This is a genomic window from Streptomyces sp. Y2F8-2, assembly GCF_014905555.1.
Taxonomy (GTDB): Bacteria; Actinomycetota; Actinomycetes; order Streptomycetales; family Streptomycetaceae; genus Streptomyces; species Streptomyces cynarae.
This window is the reverse complement of the sequence record NZ_BNGS01000007.1, coordinates 124,478-146,021: the sequence shown is the minus strand read 5'-3', so window position 1 is coordinate 146,021 and position 21,544 is coordinate 124,478. Positions and strand designations below refer to the sequence as shown.

General features: G+C 70.4%; 20 protein-coding genes. 14 read left to right on the top strand and 6 right to left on the bottom strand.

Translation table 11 applies throughout. From position 1 onward, the window contains the following. Nucleotides 1-54: 54 nt before the first annotated feature. The 9 genes from SY2F82_RS23845 (at nt 55) to SY2F82_RS23805 (ending at nt 10,212) form a co-directional block, all read left to right on the top strand. Nucleotides 55-807, top strand: a complete 753-nt coding sequence (locus SY2F82_RS23845; RefSeq protein ID WP_200421219.1) for a YebC/PmpR family DNA-binding transcriptional regulator — start codon at nt 55-57, stop codon at nt 805-807. A gap of 204 nt (nt 808-1,011) precedes the next feature. Continuing rightward, nucleotides 1,012-1,554 (top strand): crossover junction endodeoxyribonuclease RuvC, encoded by a 543-nt coding sequence (gene ruvC, locus SY2F82_RS23840; protein WP_103842631.1) that lies wholly within the window; start codon nt 1,012-1,014, stop codon nt 1,552-1,554. After that, nucleotides 1,551-2,156 (top strand): Holliday junction branch migration protein RuvA, encoded by a 606-nt coding sequence (gene ruvA, locus SY2F82_RS23835; RefSeq protein WP_200421218.1) that lies wholly within the window; start codon nt 1,551-1,553, stop codon nt 2,154-2,156. Before ruvC ends, ruvA begins: the two co-directional genes overlap by 4 nt. Before the next feature lie 15 nt (nt 2,157-2,171). Beyond that, nucleotides 2,172-3,242, top strand: coding sequence for a Holliday junction branch migration DNA helicase RuvB (gene ruvB / locus SY2F82_RS23830; protein ID WP_200421217.1), 1,071 nt, complete (start codon nt 2,172-2,174; stop codon nt 3,240-3,242). Between the two features lie 165 nt (nt 3,243-3,407). Continuing rightward, complete coding sequence (gene yajC / locus SY2F82_RS23825) at nt 3,408-3,914, top strand: preprotein translocase subunit YajC (RefSeq protein WP_200421216.1); 507 nt, start codon at nt 3,408-3,410, stop codon at nt 3,912-3,914. Between the two features lie 136 nt (nt 3,915-4,050). Beyond that, a complete protein-coding gene (secD, locus tag SY2F82_RS23820; RefSeq protein WP_200421215.1) occupies nt 4,051-5,832 on the top strand; it encodes a protein translocase subunit SecD in 1,782 nt (593 codons plus the stop codon). 3 nt (nt 5,833-5,835) lie between these two features. Next, on the top strand, nt 5,836-6,945 hold the full coding sequence (gene secF, locus SY2F82_RS23815; protein WP_200421214.1) for a protein translocase subunit SecF: 1,110 nt from the start codon (nt 5,836-5,838) through the stop codon (nt 6,943-6,945). Continuing rightward, nucleotides 6,942-7,490, top strand: coding sequence for an adenine phosphoribosyltransferase (locus SY2F82_RS23810; RefSeq protein WP_200421213.1), 549 nt, complete (start codon nt 6,942-6,944; stop codon nt 7,488-7,490). The genes secF and SY2F82_RS23810 overlap by 4 nt, the downstream gene beginning before the upstream one ends. Before the next feature lie 205 nt (nt 7,491-7,695). After that, complete coding sequence (locus tag SY2F82_RS23805; protein WP_200421212.1) at nt 7,696-10,212, top strand: bifunctional (p)ppGpp synthetase/guanosine-3',5'-bis(diphosphate) 3'-pyrophosphohydrolase; 2,517 nt, start codon at nt 7,696-7,698, stop codon at nt 10,210-10,212. Nucleotides 10,213-10,279: 67 nt separating this feature from the next. On the opposite strand, the gene SY2F82_RS23800 is transcribed toward SY2F82_RS23805, so the two are convergent. Continuing rightward, nucleotides 10,280-11,509, bottom strand: coding sequence for a DUF349 domain-containing protein (locus tag SY2F82_RS23800; RefSeq protein WP_200421211.1), 1,230 nt, complete (start codon nt 11,507-11,509; stop codon nt 10,280-10,282). 134 nt (nt 11,510-11,643) lie between these two features. Further along, a complete protein-coding gene (locus tag SY2F82_RS23795) occupies nt 11,644-12,483 on the bottom strand; it encodes a peptidylprolyl isomerase (protein ID WP_200421210.1) in 840 nt (279 codons plus the stop codon). A gap of 168 nt (nt 12,484-12,651) precedes the next feature. Here SY2F82_RS23795 and SY2F82_RS23790 point away from each other — a divergent pair, with 168 nt between their 5' ends. Both SY2F82_RS23790 and hisS read left to right on the top strand, forming a co-directional pair. After that, the gene (locus tag SY2F82_RS23790) at nt 12,652-13,359 is read left to right on the top strand and encodes an MBL fold metallo-hydrolase (RefSeq protein WP_200421209.1); all 708 of its coding nucleotides are present in this window, start codon (nt 12,652-12,654) and stop codon (nt 13,357-13,359) included. Nucleotides 13,360-13,372: 13 nt separating this feature from the next. Beyond that, on the top strand, nt 13,373-14,635 hold the full coding sequence (gene hisS, locus SY2F82_RS23785) for a histidine--tRNA ligase (protein ID WP_200421208.1): 1,263 nt from the start codon (nt 13,373-13,375) through the stop codon (nt 14,633-14,635). A 216-nt stretch (nt 14,636-14,851) separates the two neighbouring features. On the opposite strand, the gene SY2F82_RS23780 is transcribed toward hisS, so the two are convergent. Genes SY2F82_RS23780 through SY2F82_RS23765 form a run of 4 tightly spaced genes read right to left on the bottom strand, consistent with a single transcriptional unit; the run spans nt 14,852 to nt 18,388 of the window. Continuing rightward, on the bottom strand, nt 14,852-15,475 hold the full coding sequence (locus SY2F82_RS23780; protein WP_200421207.1) for a response regulator transcription factor: 624 nt from the start codon (nt 15,473-15,475) through the stop codon (nt 14,852-14,854). Next, on the bottom strand, nt 15,472-16,683 hold the full coding sequence (locus SY2F82_RS23775; RefSeq protein WP_200421206.1) for a sensor histidine kinase: 1,212 nt from the start codon (nt 16,681-16,683) through the stop codon (nt 15,472-15,474). The genes SY2F82_RS23780 and SY2F82_RS23775 overlap by 4 nt, the downstream gene beginning before the upstream one ends. Further along, complete coding sequence (locus SY2F82_RS23770; RefSeq protein ID WP_200421205.1) at nt 16,680-17,525, bottom strand: ABC transporter permease; 846 nt, start codon at nt 17,523-17,525, stop codon at nt 16,680-16,682. Before SY2F82_RS23770 ends, SY2F82_RS23775 begins: the two co-directional genes overlap by 4 nt. Further along, nucleotides 17,522-18,388 carry an ABC transporter ATP-binding protein gene (locus SY2F82_RS23765; protein ID WP_200421204.1) on the bottom strand — a complete coding sequence of 289 codons (867 nt, stop codon included), beginning with the start codon at nt 18,386-18,388 and terminating at the stop codon, nt 17,522-17,524. The genes SY2F82_RS23770 and SY2F82_RS23765 overlap by 4 nt, the downstream gene beginning before the upstream one ends. A 142-nt stretch (nt 18,389-18,530) precedes the next feature. Between SY2F82_RS23765 and SY2F82_RS23760 the strand changes: the two genes are divergently transcribed. The 3 genes from SY2F82_RS23760 (at nt 18,531) to rpsD (ending at nt 21,544) form a co-directional block, all read left to right on the top strand. Beyond that, entirely contained in the window at nt 18,531-19,187 is a 657-nt protein-coding gene (locus SY2F82_RS23760) for a vitamin K epoxide reductase family protein (protein WP_200421203.1), read from the top strand. A 47-nt stretch (nt 19,188-19,234) separates the two neighbouring features. After that, nucleotides 19,235-20,590 (top strand): replication-associated recombination protein A, encoded by a 1,356-nt coding sequence (locus tag SY2F82_RS23755; protein WP_200421202.1) that lies wholly within the window; start codon nt 19,235-19,237, stop codon nt 20,588-20,590. A gap of 339 nt (nt 20,591-20,929) precedes the next feature. Continuing rightward, the gene (gene rpsD, locus SY2F82_RS23750) at nt 20,930-21,544 is read left to right on the top strand and encodes a 30S ribosomal protein S4 (protein WP_200421201.1); all 615 of its coding nucleotides are present in this window, start codon (nt 20,930-20,932) and stop codon (nt 21,542-21,544) included.

Below are 21,544 nucleotides of genomic sequence, written 5' to 3'. Positions count from 1 at the left end.
TTAAGGTCTGGGGGAGTTCGTTGCAGAGATGGGTTACGCGAAGGAGACAGGCAGATGTCCGGCCACTCTAAATGGGCCACGACGAAGCACAAGAAGGCCGTGATCGACGCCAAGCGCGGCAAGCTCTTCGCGAAGCTGATCAAGAACATCGAGGTGGCGGCCCGGACGGGCGGCGCGGACCCCGACGGCAACCCGACTCTCTACGACGCCATCCAGAAGGCGAAGAAGTCGTCGGTCCCGAACAAGAACATCGACTCCGCCGTCAAGCGTGGCGCGGGGCTCGAGGCCGGCGGTGCCGACTACGAGACGATCATGTACGAGGGCTACGGTCCGAACGGTGTCGCGGTGCTCATCGAGTGCCTCACCGACAACCGCAACCGTGCCGCCTCCGACGTGCGCGTGGCCATGACCCGCAACGGCGGCTCCATGGCGGACCCGGGCTCGGTCTCGTACCTGTTCAACCGCAAGGGCGTCGTGATCGTCCCCAAGGGCGAGCTGACCGAGGACGACGTCCTGGGCGCCGTGCTCGACGCGGGCGCCGAGGAGGTCAACGACCTGGGCGAGTCCTTCGAGGTCATCAGCGAGGCCACCGACCTGGTCGCGGTCCGCAAGGCCCTGCAGGACGCCGGGATCGACTACGACTCCGCCGAGGCCAACTTCGTCCCGACCATGCAGGTCCAGCTGGACGAGGAGGGCGCCAAGAAGATCTTCAAGCTGATCGACGCGCTCGAGGACAGCGACGACGTGCAGAACGTCTTCGCGAACTTCGACGTCAGCGACGACATCATGGAGAAGGTCGGCGCGTAACGCAGTCGCTGGGCTCACGGGCCGACGGGACACTCCCGTCGGCCCGTCGCTTTGCGGGTCGTTGTCGGTGCCGCCGGATAGCCTGGCGTCAGACAGAGATCACCGTCCACGGACCGCAACCATCGATCGAGGGACCCCGACGGTGTTCAGCCAGGTCCGCGAGAGCGGCGGCGGTTCAGCCGCGAAGAAGGGGAGGGGGCGCGCGTGCGCGTGCTGGGGGTGGACCCGGGGCTGACGCGGTGTGGTGTCGGGGTGGTCGAGGGCGTGCCCGGGCGCACGCTCACCATGCTCGGCGTCGGTGTCGTGCGAACGCCCGTGGACGCCGACCTCGGCCACCGCCTCGTCGCCGTCGAGCAGGGCATCGAGCAGTGGCTGGACGAGCACCGACCCGAGTTCGTCGCCGTCGAGCGCGTCTTCAGCCAGCACAATGTGCGGACGGTGATGGGCACCGCCCAGGCCAGCGCCGTCGCCATGCTGTGCGCGGCCCGCCGCGGCATCCCCGTCGCCCTGCACACCCCGAGCGAGGTCAAGGCGGCCGTCACCGGCACCGGACGTGCCGACAAGGCGCAGGTAGGCGCGATGGTCACACGACTGCTCCGGCTGGACGCACCGCCCAAGCCCGCAGACGCCGCCGACGCCCTCGCCCTCGCCATCTGCCACATCTGGCGCGCCCCCGCGCAGAACCGGCTCCAGCAGGCCGTCGCCCTGCACGCATCGAAGCACGTAACGAAAGGCCGTACCGCATGATCGCCTTCGTCAGCGGCCCGGTCGCCGCCCTCGCCCCGGACTCCGCGGTGGTCGAGGTGGGCGGCATCGGCATCGCCGTCCAGTGCACGCCGAACACGCTCTCCGGGCTCCGCCTCGGCCAGCAGACGAAGCTCGCGACCTCCCTGGTCGTCCGGGAGGACTCGCTGACCCTGTACGGCTTCGCGGACGACGACGAGCGCCAGGTCTTCGAGCTGCTGCAGACCGCGAGCGGTGTCGGGCCGCGCCTGGCGCAGTCCATGCTGGCCGTGCACTCCCCGGACGCCCTGCGCCGCGCCGTGGCGACCGGTGACGAGAAGGCGCTCGTCGCGGTCCCCGGCATCGGCAAGAAGGGCGCCCAGAAGCTGCTCCTGGAGCTGAAGGACCGCCTGGGCGAACCCGTCGGCGCCCCCACGGCCGCAGCACCCGCCGCCTCCGGCTGGCGCGACCAGCTGCACGCCGCCCTGGTCGGCCTCGGGTACGCGACCCGGGAGGCCGAGGAGGCGGTCGCCGCGGTCGCCCCGCAGGCCGAGGCCGCCGGGGGTACACCCCAGGTGGGTGCCCTCCTCAAGGCGGCCCTGCAGACCCTGAACCGAGCCCGCTGAGCCAGGAGACGTCAAGTGAACTGGGACGACACGACCGACACTTCCGCCCCCGAGCGGCTGGTGGGCTCTGTCGCCGACCGTGAGGACCAGGCCGTCGAGGCCGCCCTGCGCCCCAAGGACCTGGGCGAGTTCATCGGCCAGGAGAAGGTCAGGGAGCAGCTCGACCTGGTGCTGCGCGCGGCACGCGCGCGGGGTGCCACCGCCGACCACGTGCTGCTGTCCGGCGCACCCGGCCTCGGCAAGACGACCCTGTCGATGATCATCGCGGCCGAGATGGGCGCCCCCATCCGCATCACCAGCGGCCCCGCCATCCAGCACGCCGGCGACCTGGCCGCGATCCTCTCCTCCCTGCAGGAGGGTGAGGTCCTCTTCCTCGACGAGATCCACCGCATGTCGAGGCCCGCGGAGGAGATGCTCTACATGGCGATGGAGGACTTCCGCGTCGACGTGATCGTCGGCAAGGGCCCCGGCGCCACCGCCATCCCGCTGGAACTGCCGCCGTTCACGCTGGTCGGCGCCACCACCCGCGCGGGCCTGCTGCCGCCACCGCTGCGCGACCGCTTCGGCTTCACCGCCCACATGGAGTTCTACGAGCCCGCCGAGCTGGAGCGCGTCATCCACCGCTCGGCGGGCCTGCTCGACGTGGAGATCGACCCCCAGGGCGCCGCCGAGATCGCCGGACGCTCCCGTGGCACCCCGCGTATCGCCAACCGGCTGCTGCGACGCGTGCGGGACTACGCCCAGGTCAAGGCCGACGGAGTGATCACCCGTGAGATCGCGGCGGCGGCCCTCGCCGTCTACGAGGTCGACGCGCGCGGCCTCGACCGCCTCGACCGGGCCGTCCTCGAGGCCCTGCTGAAGTTGTTCGGCGGCGGCCCCGTCGGCCTGTCCACACTCGCCGTCGCCGTGGGGGAGGAGCGTGAGACCGTGGAGGAGGTCGCCGAACCGTTCCTGGTCAGGGAGGGCCTGCTCGCCCGGACCCCGCGCGGACGGGTGGCGACACCGGCCGCCTGGGCGCACCTCGGACTGACCGCGCCACGCGGGACGACCGGGGGAAACGGACAACAGGACCTGTTCGGGGCGTGACGGCGCGGAACTCGCACCAGCAGGAACCCGGGTGCCATGCTGAGCGTTGTTCCTTGCGTGCGGACTCGCTTAGACTCCGCCGATGCCGCCCTCGCGGGCGGCGCCCATCACACCCCCATCCACCAGGCCGCCGATCGAGCGGTCGTGCGAAGGAAATTCCGTCCCGTGAATATCGTGACCCTCCTCCCGTTCATCGTGCTCATCGGGGCCATGTTCCTGATGACCCGCTCGGCCAAGCGCAAGCAGCAGCAGGCCGCGCAAATGCGCAACGACATGCAGCCCGGCAGCGGCGTCCGCACGATCGGGGGCATGTACGCGACGGTCAAGGAGGTCAACGACGACACGGTCCTCCTTGACGCGGGCCCGGGCGTTGAGCTGCTCTTCGCGAAGAACGCGATCGGCGCCGTCCTGACCGACGACGAGTACAACCGCATCGTCCACGGCATCGAGCACGACCTGAAGGCCGACGCCGCCGTCGTGCCGGACGACGCCTCCTCCCTCACCGAGACCGACGAGCCCGCCGCCGACGCCTCTTCGGGCCCTGCCGACGACAAGGTCGACCTCGGCAAGAAGGACGCGGACGCCGCGACCGACGCCAAGGCCGACGAAACCGACGCCAAGGCCGACGCAGCAGAGCCGAAGAAGACCGACGGCGACTCCGACGCGAAGTGACCGCATCCCGGGCCAGGGCGCGTGATCGGCGCGTCCCGGCCCGGGCTGTGCGGTTTTCGCGGGGAATCCCCACACAATGGCATGGCCGCCCGTACGCTGACCCCGCGCGCGGCGGCTCGAGAGGGAGTACGAGAAGGTGGCAGCACCGAAGAAGGGCCGGAGCGCGAGCGCCCAGAGCAAGCCAGGGCGCTCGCTGGCCCTCATCCTGATCGCCATCGCGGCGCTCACCGGGGGAATGTTCGCCTCCGGACACACCACTCCGCGTCTCGGCATCGACCTCGCCGGCGGCACCAGCATCACGCTGACGGCGGTCAACGAGCCCGGTCAGCCCAACGCGATCAACAAGACCAACATGGACACCGCGGTCGAGATCATGAACCGACGGGTCAACGGTCTGGGCGTGTCCGAGGCGGAGGTGCAGACCCAGGGCGACCGCAACATCATCGTCAACATCCCCCGGGGCACGAACTCCAAGGAGGCCCGGGAACAGGTCGGCACCACCGCCAAGCTGTACTTCCGTCCGGTCCTGCAGCGCGACGCCTCCGGCACCGGCGCCTCGGCGAGCCCCAGCCCCAGCTCCAGCGCGGGCGGCAGCGCCTCGCCCAGCCCGTCGAGCTCGGCGAGCAAGAGCAAGGCGACGTCCGGCTCCGCCGGCCCGACGCCCTCCGCCACCTCGCAGGGCCGCCCCGTCACGGACGCGCTGAAGGCGACCTCCACGCCGTCCGCCAAGAGCTCCGCGTCCGCAGCCGCCTCCACCAAGCCCTCCGCGAGCGCCTCGCCCTCCTCGAGTGCCGGGTCCGCCTCCGGTGGCGCGGCGGGGCTCCAGGCCCAGTACGCCGCCCTCGACTGCAGCAAGCCGGAGCAGCGCGCCACGGCCGGCAAGGGCGCCAAGACGGGCGAGCCCACCGTCGCCTGCGGCAAGGACGGCAACGTCTGGAACAAGTTCCTGCTCGGCCCGGTCGCGGTCGACGGCACGGAGGTCAAGAAGGCCCAGGCCGTCTACGACACGCAGGGTGCCGCCGGCTGGCAGGTCCAGATGACCTTCAACTCCAGCGGCGCCAAGAAGTTCGCCGACATCACCGGTCAGCTGTCGCAGAAGACGACCCCGCAGAACGAGTTCGCGATCGTCCTGGACGACGAGGTCGTCTCCCACCCGTACGTCCAGACGGCCATCACCGGCGGCAACGCGGAGATCTCCGGCAGCTTCACCCAGGAGGACGCCCAGAGTCTGTCCAACATGCTGTCGTACGGCGCGCTCCCGCTCACCTTCAAGGAGTCGAGCGTCACCACCGTGACCGCCGCGCTCGGCGGTGAGCAGCTGCACGCCGGTCTGATCGCGGGCGCCATCGGCCTTGCTCTCGTCGTGATCTACCTGGTCGTCTACTACCGCGGCCTCGCGGCCATCGCCGTCGCGTCCCTCGCGGTGTCCGCGATCCTCACTTACGTGATCATGTCGCTGCTCGGCCCGACCATCGGCTTCGCGCTGAACCTGCCCGCCGTGTGCGGCGCCATCGTCGCGATCGGCATCACCGCGGACTCGTTCATCGTGTACTTCGAACGCGTCCGGGACGAGATCCGCGAGGGCCGCTCCCTGCGCCCCGCCGTCGAACGCGGCTGGCCGCGCGCCCGGCGCACCATCCTGGTGTCCGACTTCGTGTCCTTCCTCGCCGCCGCGGTGCTCTTCATCGTCACCGTCGGCAAGGTCCAGGGCTTCGCGTTCACGCTCGGCCTGACGACCCTGCTCGACGTCGTGGTGGTCTTCCTGTTCACCAAGCCGCTGCTGACGATCCTGGCGCGCCGGTCGTTCTTCGCGAACGGCCACAGCTGGTCCGGCCTCGACCCCAAGCGCCTAGGCGCCAAGCCGCCCCTGCGGCGCACCCGTCGTCCCTCCGCCCCCGTCGACCCGAAGGAGGCGTGAGAGATGTCGAAGCTCGGCAACCTCGGCGCCCGGCTCCACCGAGGCGAGGTCGGTTACGACTTCGTCGGCAACCGCAAGATCTGGTACGGCGTCTCGATCTTGATCACCATCACGGCCATCGTCGGCCTGGCGGTGCGCGGCCTGAACATGGGCATCGAGTTCCAGGGCGGAGCGGTCTTCACCACCCCGAAGACGAGTGTCTCGGTGGCCCAGGCCGAGACCTACGCTCACGACGCCTCCGGCCATCCCGCCGTGGTGCAGAAGCTCGGCACGGGCGGCCTGCGCATCCAGGTCGCCGGAATCGACACCGGCAAGTCCGACCAGATCAAGGACACCCTGGCCAAGGACCTGAGCGTCCCCTCGGAGCAGATCAACGCCGACCTGGTCGGCCCCAGCTGGGGTGAGCAGATCGCCGGCAAGGCCTGGGAGGGCCTGGCGATCTTCATGGTGCTGGTCGTGATCTACCTGGCGATCGCCTTCGAGTGGCGTATGGCCCTGGCCGCGTTCGTCGCACTGATCCACGACATCACCATCACCACCGGCATCTACGCGCTCGTCGGCTTCGAGGTCACGTCCGGCACGGTGATCGGTCTGCTGACGATCCTCGGTTACTCGCTCTACGACACGGTCGTCGTCTTCGACAGCCTCAAGGAGCAGACGAAGGACATCACCAAGCAGACCCGCTGGACCTTCAGCGACGTCGCCAACAGCTCGATCAACAGCACCCTGGTGCGTTCCATCAACACCACGGTGGTGGCCCTGCTGCCGGTGGCGGGCCTGCTGTTCATCGGCGGCGGCTTCCTCGGTGCGGGCACGCTCAACGACATCTCGCTGTCGCTGTTCGTCGGCCTCGCGGCCGGTGCGTACTCCTCGATCTTCATCGCCACTCCGCTCGTCGCCGACCTCAAGGAGCGCGAGCCGCAGATGAAGGCCCTCAAGCGCCGCGTCCTCGCCAAGCGCGCGCAGGCCGCCGAGGCGGGGCCCGTCGGAGGGGCCGAGGACGACTCCCACGCCGAAGAGCCGCAGGACGCCGCACCGGCGGTCGTCGGCCCGCGCAGCCAGCCCGCGTCCCGTAACCGCGGTCGCGGCCGACCCTCCGGAAAGCGCCGATGACCGAGACGACCGACATACAAGCACTGCTGCTCAGCCGTATCCGGGACGTGCCGGACCACCCGGAGCCGGGGGTGATGTTCAAGGACATCACCCCGCTGCTCGCGGACCCGGCGGCCTTCACCGCGCTCACCGACGCGCTGGCGGAGCTGACCGTGCGGCACGGCGCGACGAAGATCGTCGGTCTGGAGGCGCGCGGGTTCATCCTCGGCGCCCCGGTCGCCGTCCGCGCGGGCGTCGGCTTCGTCCCCGTACGCAAGGCGGGCAAGCTGCCCGGAGCCACCCTGCGGCAGGCGTACGACCTGGAGTACGGCTCCGCGGAGATCGAGGTGCACGCCGAGGACCTGTCGGCGACCGACCGCGTGATGGTCGTCGACGACGTCCTCGCCACCGGCGGCACCGCCGAGGCCTCGCTGCAGCTCATCCGCCGGGCGGGCGCCGAGGTCGCGGGCGTCTCGGTCCTCATGGAACTGGGCTTCCTCGGCGGCCGTGCCCGGCTGGAGCCGGCCCTGGCCGGCGCCCCGCTGGAGGCACTGCTCCAGGTCTGAGTTCCGCGCCGTACACCCGCGCGCAAGGCCCCGTCGGGCCGCAGGACACCGTGAGGCGGGCCCCGGAGGAATCCGGGGCCCGCCTCGTGCGTTTCTCCCATAGCAGGCCGTCCCGCGGACTGAGGGCGAGACCGGAGCCCGGGATCGCTACCATGGGTGCTCCGGAGCCTGACCGGGGGACCCGGATCGCGCACGAGGAGCCCTCTTGCCAGACGAGGCCCAGCCACTGACCGCCGCCAAGCCCGACCCCGCGTCGAAGGCCGCGGCCACCCCCGCGCGCAGCGCGAAGAACGCCCCGCGCGGGACGGTGGAGCACGCCCAGTCCGCGCCCGCGGACCAGGCGGCCGAGCAGCCGCGCCCCAAGCCGGCCCCTCCCGAGCGCACTCCGGCGGTCCGCGCGACGCCGTCCCCGCCCGCCCGCACCGGCTCCTCCAACCGCGTCCGCGCCCGCCTCGCCCGGCTCGGAGTGCAGCGCGCCAACCCGTACAACCCGGTCCTGGAGCCTCTGCTGCGGATAGTGCGCAGCAACGACCCGAAGATCGAGAACTCGACGCTGCGCCAGATCGAGCGCGCCTACCAGGTCGCCGAGCGCTGGCACCGCGGCCAGAAACGCAAGAGCGGCGACCCTTACATCACGCACCCCCTCGCCGTCACCACCATCCTCGCCGAGCTCGGCATGGACCCGGCCACCCTGATGGCGGGCCTGCTGCACGACACGGTGGAGGACACCGAGTACGGCCTGGACCAGCTGCGCCGCGACTTCGGCGACACCGTCGCCCTCCTCGTCGACGGCGTCACCAAACTGGACAAGGTCAAGTTCGGCGAGGCCGCGCAGGCCGAGACCGTGCGCAAGATGGTCGTCGCCATGGCCAAGGACCCGCGCGTCCTGGTCATCAAGCTCGCCGACCGGCTGCACAACATGCGCACCATGCGCTACCTCAAGCGCGAGAAGCAGGAGAAGAAGGCGCGCGAGACCCTGGAGATCTACGCGCCGCTCGCCCACCGGCTGGGCATGAACACCATCAAGTGGGAGCTGGAGGACCTCGCGTTCGCGATCCTCTACCCCAAGATGTACGACGAGATCGTCCGCCTGGTCGCCGAGCGCGCCCCCAAGCGCGACGAATACCTCGCGGTCGTCACCGACGAGGTCCAGGCCGACCTGCGCGCTGCCCGTATCAAGGCGACCGTCACCGGCCGCCCCAAGCACTACTACAGCGTCTACCAGAAGATGATCGTTCGCGGCCGTGACTTCGCGGAGATCTACGACCTGGTGGGCATCCGCGTCCTCGTCGACACGGTCCGCGACTGCTACGCGGCACTGGGCACGGTCCACGCCCGCTGGAACCCGGTTCCGGGGCGGTTCAAGGACTACATCGCGATGCCCAAGTTCAACATGTACCAGTCGCTGCACACGACGGTCATCGGGCCCAACGGCAAGCCCGTCGAACTGCAGATCCGCACGTTCGACATGCACCGCCGCGCCGAGTACGGCATCGCCGCGCACTGGAAGTACAAGCAGGAGGCCGTCGCCGGCGCCTCCAAGGTGCGTACGGACACGCCGCGTTCGAGCGCCAAGGACAAGGACGCCATCAACGACATGGCGTGGCTGCGACAGTTGCTGGACTGGCAGAAGGAGACCGAGGACCCCAGCGAGTTCCTGGAGTCGCTGCGCTTCGACCTGTCCCGCAACGAGGTCTTCGTCTTCACCCCGAAGGGCGACGTGATAGCGCTGCCGGCCGGCGCCACCCCGGTCGACTTCGCCTACGCCGTCCACACGGAGGTAGGCCACCGGACGATAGGGGCCCGGGTCAACGGACGGCTCGTACCGCTGGAATCCACCCTGGACAACGGCGACTTGGTGGAGGTCTTCACCTCCAAGGCACCCGGCGCGGGCCCCTCCCGCGACTGGCTCGGCTTCGTGAAGTCGCCGCGTGCCCGCAACAAGATCCGGGCGTGGTTCTCCAAGGAGCGGCGCGACGAGGCGATCGAGCAGGGCAAGGAGGCGATCGCGCGGGCGATGCGCAAGCAGAACCTGCCGATCCAGCGCATCCTCACCGGCGACTCGCTGGTCACCCTCGCCCACGAGATGCGCTACCCGGACATCTCGTCCCTGTACGCGGCGATCGGCGAGGGCCATGTCGCGGCCCAGAACGTCGTGCAGAAGCTGGTGCAGGCCCTCGGCGGCGAGGAGGCGGCCACCGAGGAGATCGACGAGGCCGTTCCGCCGTCGCGGGGCCGTGGCCGCAAGCGGCGCGCCAGCAGCGATCCGGGTGTCGTCGTCAAGGGCGTGGACGACGTCTGGGTCAAACTGGCCCGCTGTTGTACGCCCGTCCCCGGCGACCCGATCATCGGATTCGTCACTCGTGGTAATGGCGTATCGGTTCACCGCAGCGACTGCGTCAACGTCGAGTCACTGTCGCGCGAGCCGGAGCGCATCCTCGACGTGGAGTGGGCGCCCACCCAGTCCTCCGTCTTCCTGGTCGCCATCCAGGTGGAGGCGCTGGACCGCTCGCGGCTGCTCTCGGACGTCACCCGGGTCCTGTCCGACCAGCACGTGAACATCCTCTCGGCGGCCGTCCAGACGTCCCGCGACCGCGTCGCCACCTCGCGCTTCACCTTCGAGATGGGGGACCCGAAGCACCTGGGCCACGTCCTGAAGGCGGTACGGGGCGTGGAGGGCGTCTACGACGTCTACCGGGTCACCTCGGCCCGTCGGCCGTAACCGGACGCCAGAGCAGACGAAAGGGGCTCCCGTACCCGAGGTACGGGAGCCCCTTTTCAGTCGGCTGTCAGCCGCCGAACTCCTGCAGACCCTTCAGGGCCTGGTCCAGGAGCGCCTGGCGGCCCTCCAGCTCCCTCTCCAGCTTCTCGGCCTTCGCGGTGTTGCCCGCCGACCGGGCCTGCTCGATCTGCGTCCGCAGCTTGTCCACGGCCGCCTGCAACTGACCGGTCAGGCCCTCCGCGCGCGCCCGCGCCTCCGGGTTCGTACGCCGCCACTCGGCCTCCTCGGCCTCCTGGATGGCCCGGTCGACCGCGTGCATCCGGCCCTCGACCCGCGCCCGCGCGTCCCGCGGCACATGCCCGATGGCCTCCCAGCGCTCGTTGATCGAGCGGAAGGCGGCCCGCGCGGCCTTCAGGTCGGTGATCGGCAGCAGCTTCTCCGCCTCCTCGGCCAGCTCCTCCTTCAGCTTGAGGTTCTCGGCCTGCTCGGCGTCCCGCTCCGCGAAGACCGAGCTGCGCGCCGCGAAGAACACGTCCTGCGCACCGCGGAACCGGTTCCACAGGTCGTCCTCGTGCTCCCGCTGCGCACGGCCGGCGGCCTTCCACTCGGCCATCAGCTCGCGGTAGCGCGCCGCGGTCGGTCCCCAGTCCGTCGAACCCGACAGCGCCTCGGCCTCGGCGACCAGCCTCTCCTTGGTCTTGCGGGCCTCCTCGCGCTGCGCGTCCAGCTGCGCGAAGTGCGCCTTGCGGCGCTTGGAGAACGCCGACCGCGCGTGCGAGAAGCGGTGCCACAGCTCGTCGTCCGACTTTCGGTCGAGCCGCGGCAGCCCCTTCCAGGTGTCCACCAGCGACCGCAGCCGCTCACCGGCAGCCCGCCACTGGTCGGACTGCGCCAACTGCTCCGCCTCCGCGACCAGCGCCTCCTTGGCGTGGCGGGCCTCGTCGGACTGCCGTGCCCGCTGCGCCTTGCGCTCCTCACGGCGCGCCTCGACGATCTCCACGAGCTTGTCCAGGCGGGCGCGCAGCGCGTCCAGGTCGCCGACCGCGTGATGGGCGTCCACCTGCTCCCGCAGGTGGTCGATGGCGGCCATGGCGTCCTTCGCCGACAGGTCGGTGGTCTTCACTCGCTTCTCGAGGAGGCCGATCTCGACCACCAGGCCCTCGTACTTGCGCTCGAAGTAGGCCAGCGCCTCCTCGGGGGAGCCGGCCTGCCAGGAACCGACGACCTTCTCGCCATCGGCCGTCCGCACGTACACGGTCCCCGTCTCGTCGACGCGGCCCCACGGGTCGCTGCTCACAGCGCCTCCTCCACATGATGCCTGCGGGAGCCTCAGCGCCCCCGAGCATCGTCCACAGTTTCGTCACGGCCAACATAGGCGACCGGCGGGGCGGCTGTCCGCATCCCGCGCGACCGAAATTCAGCTGTTGACGTTCAGGATTTCGTCACCGTCGCCTTGTTGATCACGACGGTCGCGTTCGGCGCTCCGTCGCCCTGGCCGGTGCTCTCGCCGGCGGCGGCGATTTTCTTCAGCACCTTCATGCCGGCGGCGTCGATGGTGCCGAACGGGGTGTAGTTGGGCGGCAACTGGCTGTCCTGGTAGACGAGGAAGAACTGGCTGCCGCCGCTGTTGCGGCCCTGGTTGGTCGAGGCGTTGTACTGGTTGGCCATGGCCACGGTGCCCGCCGGATACACGTTGCCCTTCAGGCTCTTGTCCTTGAGGTTCTCGTCCGGGATGGTGTAGCCGGGACCGCCGGTGCCGTTGCCCTTCGGGTCGCCGCACTGCAGCACGTAGATGCCGTTGGTGGTGAGCCGGTGGCACTTGGTGTGGTCGAAGAAGCCCTGGCCTGCGAGGAAGTTGAACGAGTTCACGGTGTGCGGGGCCGCGGCCGTCTTCAGCGCGATGTCGATGTCACCGCACGTGGTCGCCAGCTTCATCGTGTACTTCGCCGACGTGTCGATGGTCATCGCCGGCTCCTTCTTCCAGCTCAGCGACTTGGCCTTGCCCGGGGCGGGCTTCGCACAGGGGTCCGGCGCCTTGCTGGGCGCCGAGGCGCTCGGGGACACCTCTGCGCCCGCGTTCGCCTTCTTGTCGTCGCCCTTGAAGACCCCGGCCGTGTACGACACCACGCTGCCCACCAGCAACACGCCGAGCACCGACGCGATCACGGAATTGCGCATCCGCGCCTTGCGCCGCGCCTCCGTACGCCGCTGCTGCTGCCGCAAGAACTTCTCCCGGGCGAGCTGTCGCCGCCGCTGTTCCTGGCTGACCACGGGGTTTTCTCCTCATGCGTCTCGTCCGCCGACCGGTACGCGTGCGTCTGGTGTGCCGACCGCATGCGTGTGCCCCGTACCGTATATGGGTTCGCTGAGGAATCGGCAGCGCCGGTAGGCTCTGACCCACAGCCAGTGACGCCCGTACGACACAAACGAAGGACGATCGTGCTGATTGCCGGGTTCCCCGCCGGGGCCTGGGGGACCAACTGTTACCTGGTCGCCCCTGCCGCGGGTGAGGAGTGCGTGATCATCGACCCCGGCCACCAGGCCGCCCGGGGAGTCGAGGACGCGCTCGAGAAGCATCGGCTCAAGCCCGTGGCGGTCGTCCTCACCCACGGCCACATCGATCACGTGGCCTCGGTCGTCCCGGTGTGCGGCGCGCACGACGTACCGGCGTGGATCCACCCCGACGACCGGTACATGATGAGCGACCCGGAGAAGGCCCTCGGGCGTTCCTTCGGTATGCCGCTGATGGGCGAGCTGACCGTGGGGGAGCCGGACGACGTCAAGGAGCTGACCGACGGTACGACCCTGCGGCTGGCCGGTCTGGAGCTGTCCGTCGCGCACGCGCCGGGCCATACCAAGGGGTCGGTGACCTTCGGCCTGCCCGAGGCGGCGGACATCCCACCGATCCTCTTCTCGGGTGACCTGCTGTTCGCCGGCTCCATCGGACGCACCGACCTGCCCGGCGGTGACATGGCCGAGATGCTCGACTCGCTGGCCCGCGTGTGCCTGCCGCTCGACGACTCGACCGTGGTCCTGTCCGGCCACGGCCCCCAGACGACCATCGGCCGGGAGCGCGCCACCAACCCGTATCTGCGGCAGGTGGCCGCCGGCCAGGGAGCCCAGGAGGCTCCCCGACGAGGAATGTGACGAGAGACCTTCCGTGAGCACCTTCAAGGCCCCCAAGGGCACGTACGACCTGATCCCGCCGGACTCCGCCAAGTACCTGGCCGTCCGCGAGGCGATCGCGGCGCCGCTGCGCAACTCCGGCTACGGCTACATCGAGACGCCGGGCTTCGAGAACGTGGAACTGTTCGCGCGCGGCGTGGGCGAGTCCACGGACATCGTGACGAAGGAGATGTACGCCTTCGAGACGAAGGGCGGCGACAAGCTGGCCCTGCGCCCCGAGGGCACGGCGTCCGTGCTGCGCGCCGCCCTCGAGGCCAACCTGCACAAGGCGGGCAACCTGCCGGTCAAGCTCTGGTACTCGGGCTCGTACTACCGCTACGAGCGCCCGCAGAAGGGCCGCTACCGCCACTTCTCGCAGGTGGGCGCGGAGGCGATCGGCGCCGAGGACCCGGCCCTCGACGCCGAACTGATCATCCTGGCGGACCAGGCGTACCGCTCCCTGGGCCTGAGGAACTTCCGCATCCTGCTCAACTCGCTGGGCGACAAGGAATGCCGCCCGGTGTACCGCTCCGCGCTCCAGGACTTCCTGCGCGGCCTGGACCTGGACGAGGACACGCGCCGCCGCATCGACATCAACCCGCTGCGGGTTCTCGACGACAAGCGGGAGTCCGTCCAGAAGCAGCTGGACGGCGCGCCGCTGCTGCGGGACTACCTGTGCGACGCGTGCAAGGCGTACCACGAGGAGGTCCGCGAGCTGATCACCGCGGCGGGAGTGGCCTTCGAGGACGACGCCAAGCTGGTGCGCGGCCTGGACTACTACACCCGGACGACGTTCGAGTTCGTGCACGACGGCCTGGGCTCGCAGTCCGCGGTGGGCGGCGGAGGCCGCTACGACGGCCTGTCCGAGATGATCGGCGGCCCCGCGCTGCCGTCGGTGGGCTGGGCGCTGGGCGTCGACCGTACGGTGCTGGCGCTGGAGGCGGAGGGGATCGAGCTGCAACTCCCGGCCAGCACCAGCGTGTTCGCGGTGCCGCTGGGCGAGGAGGCCCGCCGCGTGCTGTTCGCCAAGGTCACGGAGCTGCGCAAGCTCGGTGTCGCCGCGGACTTCGCGTACGGCGGCAAGGGGCTGAAGGGCGCGATGAAGAACGCCAACCGCAGTGGTGCCCGCTTCACGATCGTCGCCGGTGAGCGCGATCTCGCGGAGGGCGTGGTGCAGCTGAAGGACATGGAGTCCGGGGAGCAGGTGGCGGTCGGTGTGAACGAGATCGTGGCGGAACTGGAGTCCCGCCTGGGCTGACCCTTCCGGGGGCGGGGGCCGTGCGCTTCTGCCCCCGCCGCCCCTACCCTTCCCGTCCCCGGGGCCTGCGCCCCGGACCCCCGCTGCCGGCCTGACGACCTCGCCGCCAAGCTCCCGGCTGAGTAGTGCCGACCTGCGCTGTCTCCTCGGGCGGAAATTCTGAAGGGGCGGAGCCCCTGGAGGTGGGGCGGGTAGGGGCGGCGGGGGCGAAACCTCTCAGTCGAGCAAGCCGTGCCGCATCGCACACGTCACCGCCGCCGTCCGATCATCCACCCCCAGCTTCCCGAACACCCGCAGCAGGTGCGTCTTCACCGTCGACTCCCCGATGAACAACCGCCGCCCGATCTCCGCATTCGTGCACCCCTCCGCCACCAGCCGCAACACCGCCGTCTCCCGTTGCGACAGCCGCGGCCGCTCCGGTCTGGCCCGCAACCGGTCCACCAGGCGAGCCGCAACCGACGGCGCCAGAACCGTCTCGCCGCGCGCCGCGGCACGGACCGCCTCCGCCAGTTCACCCCGCGGCAGATCCTTCAGCAGATAGCCCGCCGCCCCCGCCTCCACCGCCCGCAGGATGTCCCGGTCCGTCTCGTACGTCGTCAGCACGATCACCCGGCAGGGCAGCCCGGCCTCCGCCATCCGCTCGATCGAGTCCACGCCCCCGCCGCCCGGCATCCGCAGATCCATCAGCACGATGTCCGGCCGGAGTTCGGCCGCCAGCGCCTCCGCGTGCGGCCCGCTCGACGCGTCCGCGACCACCTCGAGGTCGGGCTCCGCGCTGAGCATCGCGCGCAGCCCTTCCCGTACGACGGGATGGTCGTCGGCGAGGACGATCCGGATCATGAAGCACCCCCGAGAACAGGCGGGACGGGCAGGACGGGCAGCCGCACCCTCACGATCGTGCCCTCGCCCGGCGCGCTGCGGACCTCCGCCGTGCCGCCGACCTCGGCGGCCCGCGCCCGCAGCCCGCTCAGACCGTAGCCCCCGGTCGGCGCGGACGGGTCGAAACCGCAGCCGTCGTCCCTGACGGACAGGGTCAGCGTCTCGTCGGCGTACGTCAGCGCTATCGCCACAGAGGCGGAACTGCCGGCGTGCTTACGGGCGTTGGCCAGCGCCTCCTGGCACGACCGCAGTACCACCACCTCCGGCCCGGCCGACAGTGCCCGCACCGGCCCCGTGACCTCCACCTCCGCGTCGTGCCGCGCCGCCAGCCGCCGCAACGCGTCCGACAGCGAGGCCCCCTCCAGGTCGGCCGGCGTGCCCCCGGCCACCAGCGCCCGCGCCTCGGCGAGGTTCTGCCGGGCCGTCTCCGCCATCAGCGCCAGATGGCGCCGGGCCTGCGGTACGTCGTGCTCCAGCTCGGCCTCCACCGCCTGCACCAGCATCAGCAGGCTGGTGAAACCCTGCGCGAGCGTGTCGTGGATCTCTCGGGAGAGCCGCTCCCGCTCGGCGAGCGCCCCGTGCGCCGCGGAGAGCCGGGAGACCTCGTGCCGACTGGCCTCGAGTTCCGCGATCAGCTCGGCCCGCTCCCAGCTCTGCTCGATGATCCGGATGATCCAGCCGCCGATGACCACCGAGAACACCAGGGTGACCGCGGCGAAGAGGGAACTGGAGAACAGGTCCTTCCCACTGGGGTGCCACAGCAGTGCCCATCCCACCAGCGGCACGAGATTGATCACCGTCACCGCGGTCAGCGCCCAGCGCGTCCGCAGCGTCATGAAGCACTGCGGGATCAGCGCGAACGACACCAACCGCATTCCGTCGGCCAGGATCGCCGACGGCAGGAACAGCGCCATCGCCCCGCCGAGGTACACAAGGGCCCGCCGCTCGTCGGGCGGGTCCTCCTGGAGCAGCTCGCGTCCCAGGACGACGTACCAGGGCACGAGTGCCACCAGCAGCCCGGCCGCCACGGCACGCACGGGCCACCCCGGATGGTCCGCGGCGCACACGAACGCCAGGGTGGCCGTCCAGGCGACCGCGAAGTACGCGTCCCACAACCCGATCGAACGGTCCCACGCGTGCGCGTCCAGCGCCCGGCGCGGTTCCGTCATCCGTCGCGCCGGCTCTTCCACCGGAAGGTCAGCAGACACAGCGCCAATCCTCCGATGCACCAGGCCCCGAGCACCAGGGCGATCCGCCCGAACTCCCAGCTCCCCGCCTCTTCCAGGACCCGCGCCGAATCGGGCAGGAACACGCCCCGCAACCCCTGGCACAGCCACTTCAGCGGGAACAGGGCACCGATGTTCAGCATCCAGTGCGGAATGGTGGCGATGGAGATGTACACCCCGGAGACGAACTGCAGTACCAGGAACGGCAGGACGACCACGGAGCTGGCGCTCTTGCCGGACTTCGGTACCGAGCTGATCGCGATGCCGAGCAGTGCGCACGCCGTCAGCCCGAGCACGAAGATCCAGCCGAAGTCGAGCCACCTGCCGGGGTCCGACGGGAGGTCCACGTCGTACAGCGTGGTGCCGACGAGCAGCAGGATCGCCGTCTCCAGCACGCCGGTGAACAGGACGAGCCAGATCTTCCCCAGGAAGTACGCCGCCGGCGGCATCGGCGTTCCGCGCAGCCGGCGCAACACCTTCTCGTCGCGCTCCACCGCGATCGAGATGCCCAGGGACTGGAAGCTCGTCGACATGATCCCCGAGGCCATCATCGCGGGCACGTACAACTGAGAGGCGGTGAGTCCCTTGACGCCCACGTTGTCGTGGAAGATCGACGCGAACAGGAACAGGAAGACGACCGGGAAGGCGAAGGTGAACACCACCTGGTCGCGCTGCCGGAAGAACTGCCTGATCTCCAGCACACCCCGGTGCAGCCCGAGGGTCCAGGCCCCGGGCAGCCGCTCGGCGGTCGTCCCGGTCCGGGGTCGTACGGCGGTCGTGGTCATCGCGGGTCCTCCTGTCCGGTGAGGCGCAGGTACACGTCCTCCAAGGTGGGGCGGCCGACCCGTAGCCCCGGGATCTCACCGTCGAAGCGCCGGGCCAGCTCGGCGACCGTCCGGGTCGGCGTGTCGGTGCGCTCGCGGCGCTGGGTGCCGTCCGCCTCGGTCCACTCGACGACGGCTTCGCTGCCGAAACGGTCCCGCAGTGCGGTCGCGGTGCCCTCGGCGACCACCCGGCCCCGGGCGACGACCGCCAACCGGTGCGCCAGGGCCTCCGCTTCCTCCAGGTAGTGCGTGGTGAGCAGGATGGTCGTGCCCTCGTCCGCGAGCAGACGGATCAGCTCCCAGAACCGGCGCCGGGCCGCCGGGTCGAAACCGGTCGTCGGCTCGTCCAGGAGCAGCAGCTCGGGGTCGCCGATCACACCGAGGGCCACGTCGAGGCGGCGGCGCTGGCCGCCGGAGAGCGCCTTGATCCGGCTGTTCGCCTTCCCCTCGAGACCCACCAGTTCCAGGACCTGCGCCGGGTCCCGCGGTCGCGGGTAGTAGCGCGCGAAGTGCCGTACCGTCTCCCGGACCGTCAACTCCGCGGGCGCCGATTCGTCCTGCCAGACGATTCCCACTTTCGAGCGCCACGCGCGCGTGCCCCGCGCCGGATCCACCCCGAGCACGGACACCTCGCCCCCGTCCCGGCCGCGGTTGCCCTGGAGGATCTCCACGGTGGTGGTCTTGCCCGCGCCGTTGGGCCCGAGCAGGCCGAACACCTCTCCCCGCCGGATCGCCAGATCGATTCCGTCGACCGCGGTCACGTCCCCGTACTGCTTGCGCAGCCCCCGTACGTCCACCGCGAGTCCGTTCGCGTGTGTGGTCATATGACGAGCCTCGGCGGGAACCGAACGCTCCGGGACCACCGTGCGTACTTCCTTATGTCCATCGAACGGTGGACACACGCGCGCGTGCGGCACAATGACCCCAACCCCGCAGGCCCACCTCTCGAGCATCGGAAGCGGCGTGATGAGCAAGACGACAGTCAAGGACGTCTCCACCGGATCCACCGAGCCGGCAAGTACGCACACGCCCGGCACCGTGGGCGGCAGCCGCGCGTTCGGCCTGCTGCTGGTGATCACCGGTGCGGCCGGTCTGCTCGCCGCGTGGGTCATCACGATCGACAAGTTCAAGATCCTCGAGGGCAAGGTGAGCGGCAAGACGTTCACCCCCAGCTGCAGCATCAACCCGATCGTGTCCTGCGGCAGCGTGATGGAGAGCAAGCAGGCCGCCGCCTTCGGCTTCCCCAACCCGATGCTGGGCCTCGTCTGCTACGGCATCGTCATCTGCGTCGGCATGAGCCTGCTCGCCCGCGCCCGCTTCCCCCGCTGGTACTGGCTGACCTTCAACTTCGGCACGCTGTTCGGCGTGGGCTTCGTCACCTGGCTGCAGTTCGAGTCGCTGTACCGGATCAACGCGCTGTGCCTGTGGTGCTCGCTGGCCTGGGTCGCCACGATCACCATGTTCTGGTACGTCACCTCGTTCAACGTCCGCAACGACTTCCTGCCCGCCCCGCGCCCGGTGAAGAACTTCCTCGGCGAGTTCACCTGGGTGCTGCCGGTCACGCACTGCGGCGTCATCGCCATGCTGATCCTGACCCGGTGGGGCAGCCAGCTCTGGGCCTGAGCCCCGGGCCCGGGGCGTTGTCAGTGCCGTGACTTAGGGTTTCCCTCGTGGAGCCCGACCTGTTCACCGCCGCCGCAGAAGAACGCCAGGAGAAGGACCCGAGCGCCAGTCCCCTGGCCGTCCGCATGCGCCCGCGCACCCTCGACGAGGTGGTGGGCCAGCAGCACCTGCTCAAGCCGGGGTCCCCGCTGCGCAGACTGGTCGGGGAGGGCGGCGGCGGCCCCGCCGGGCCCTCGTCGGTGATCCTGTGGGGCCCGCCCGGCACCGGCAAGACGACACTGGCGTACGTCGTCTCCAAGGCCACCAACAAGCGGTTCGTGGAGCTGTCGGCGATCACTGCGGGCGTGAAGGAGGTCCGCGCGGTCATCGACGGCGCCCGCCGCGCGAGCGGAGGCTTCGGCAAGGAGACCGTCCTGTTCCTGGACGAGATCCACCGCTTCAGCAAGGCCCAGCAGGACTCCCTGCTCCCCGCCGTCGAGAACCGCTGGGTGACCCTGATCGCGGCGACCACCGAGAACCCGTACTTCTCGGTGATCTCCCCGTTGCTGTCCCGCTCCCTCCTGCTCACCCTCGAACCGCTCACGGACGACGACGTCCGCGGCCTGATCCGCCGGGCCCTGACCGACGAGCGCGGCCTCAAGGGCGCCGTCACGCTCCCCGAGGACGCGGAGAACCACCTGCTGCGGATCGCCGGCGGCGACGCCCGGCGCGCCCTGACCGCCCTGGAGGCCGCCGCCGGAGCCGCCCTGGACAAGGGCGAGACGGAGATCGGCCTCACGACGCTGGAGGAGACCGTCGACCGGGCCGCCGTCAAGTACGACCGCGACGGCGACCAGCACTACGACGTGGCCAGCGCCCTCATCAAGTCCATCCGCGGCTCCGACGTGGACGCGGCCCTGCACTACCTGGCCCGGATGATCGAGGCCGGGGAGGACCCCCGCTTCATCGCCCGCCGCCTGATGATCTCCGCCAGCGAGGACATCGGCCTCGCCGATCCGAACGCGCTGCCGATCGCCGTCGCCGCCGCCCAGGCCGTCGCCATGATCGGCTTCCCGGAGGCCGCGCTCACCCTCAGCCACGCCACCATCGCCCTGGCCCTGGCTCCGAAGTCGAACGCGGCGACCATGGCGATAGGCGCGGCCCTGGAGGACGTCCGCAAGGGACTGGCCGGACCCGTGCCGCCGCATCTGCGCGACGGCCACTACAAGGGCGCGGCCAAGCTCGGCCACGCCCAGGGATACGTCTACCCGCACGACCTGCCGGAGGGCATCGCCGCCCAGCAGTACGCCCCGGACGCCCTCAAGGACCGCGAGTACTACACCCCGACCCGGCACGGCGCCGAGGCGCGGTACGCGGACGCCGTGGAGTGGACCCGCAAGCACCTCGGACGCAGGCACTCCTAGGCGGCCTGTAGACTTACTCGAAGCGCTGCGTCCCGTGTTCGGCACCTCAAAAGGGTCCGGCACCACCAGAGCGGGACATCCAGCCGGAACCCCACCGCCGTACGGCACGGGGATCCAGGAGCGTCGCGCACCGTCGAACGGTGTCGCGGGCAGCCCACCACCACCCGGAGTCCGGGAGCGGTCGGTGGGCCACTCGCGTGCTGCACGTATGTGCCCAGACCAGGGGAGCGGCTGCCCGGCAGGTCCCACGCGGACCCGCGGGGATTCCCCGGCTGCGGATGCGACCTCCCCTAACCCTGGTGAAGCCGATTACACACAGAAACACGAGGTGTTTGGTTCATGGCGAACCAGTCCCGCCCCAAGGTCAAGAAGTCGCGTGCCCTCGGTATCGCGCTGACCCCGAAGGCCGTCAAGTACTTCGAGGCCCGCCCCTACCCGCCGGGTGAGCACGGTCGCGGCCGCAAGCAGAACTCGGACTACAAGGTCCGTCTGCTGGAGAAGCAGCGCCTGCGCGCTCAGTACGACATCTCCGAGCGCCAGCTGGTGCGCGCCTACGAGCGTGCCGCCAAGGTCCAGGGCAAGACCGGTGAGGCCCTGATCGTCGAGCTGGAGAAGCGCCTGGACGCGCTGGTCCTGCGTTCGGGCATCGCCCGCACGATCTACCAGGCCCGCCAGATGGTCGTCCACGGCCACATCGAGGTCAACGGTCACAAGGTCGACAAGCCGTCGTACCGCGTCCGTCCCGACGACGTCGTGATGGTCCGCGAGCGCAGCCGTGAGAAGGCGCTCTTCCAGGTCGCCCGCGAGGGTGGCTTCGCCCCCGACGGCGAGACCCCGCGCTACCTCCAGGTGAACCTCAAGGCCCTGGCGTTCCGCCTGGACCGCGAGCCGAACCGCAAGGAGATCCCGGTGATCTGCGACGAGCAGCTCGTCGTCGAGTACTACGCCCGCTGA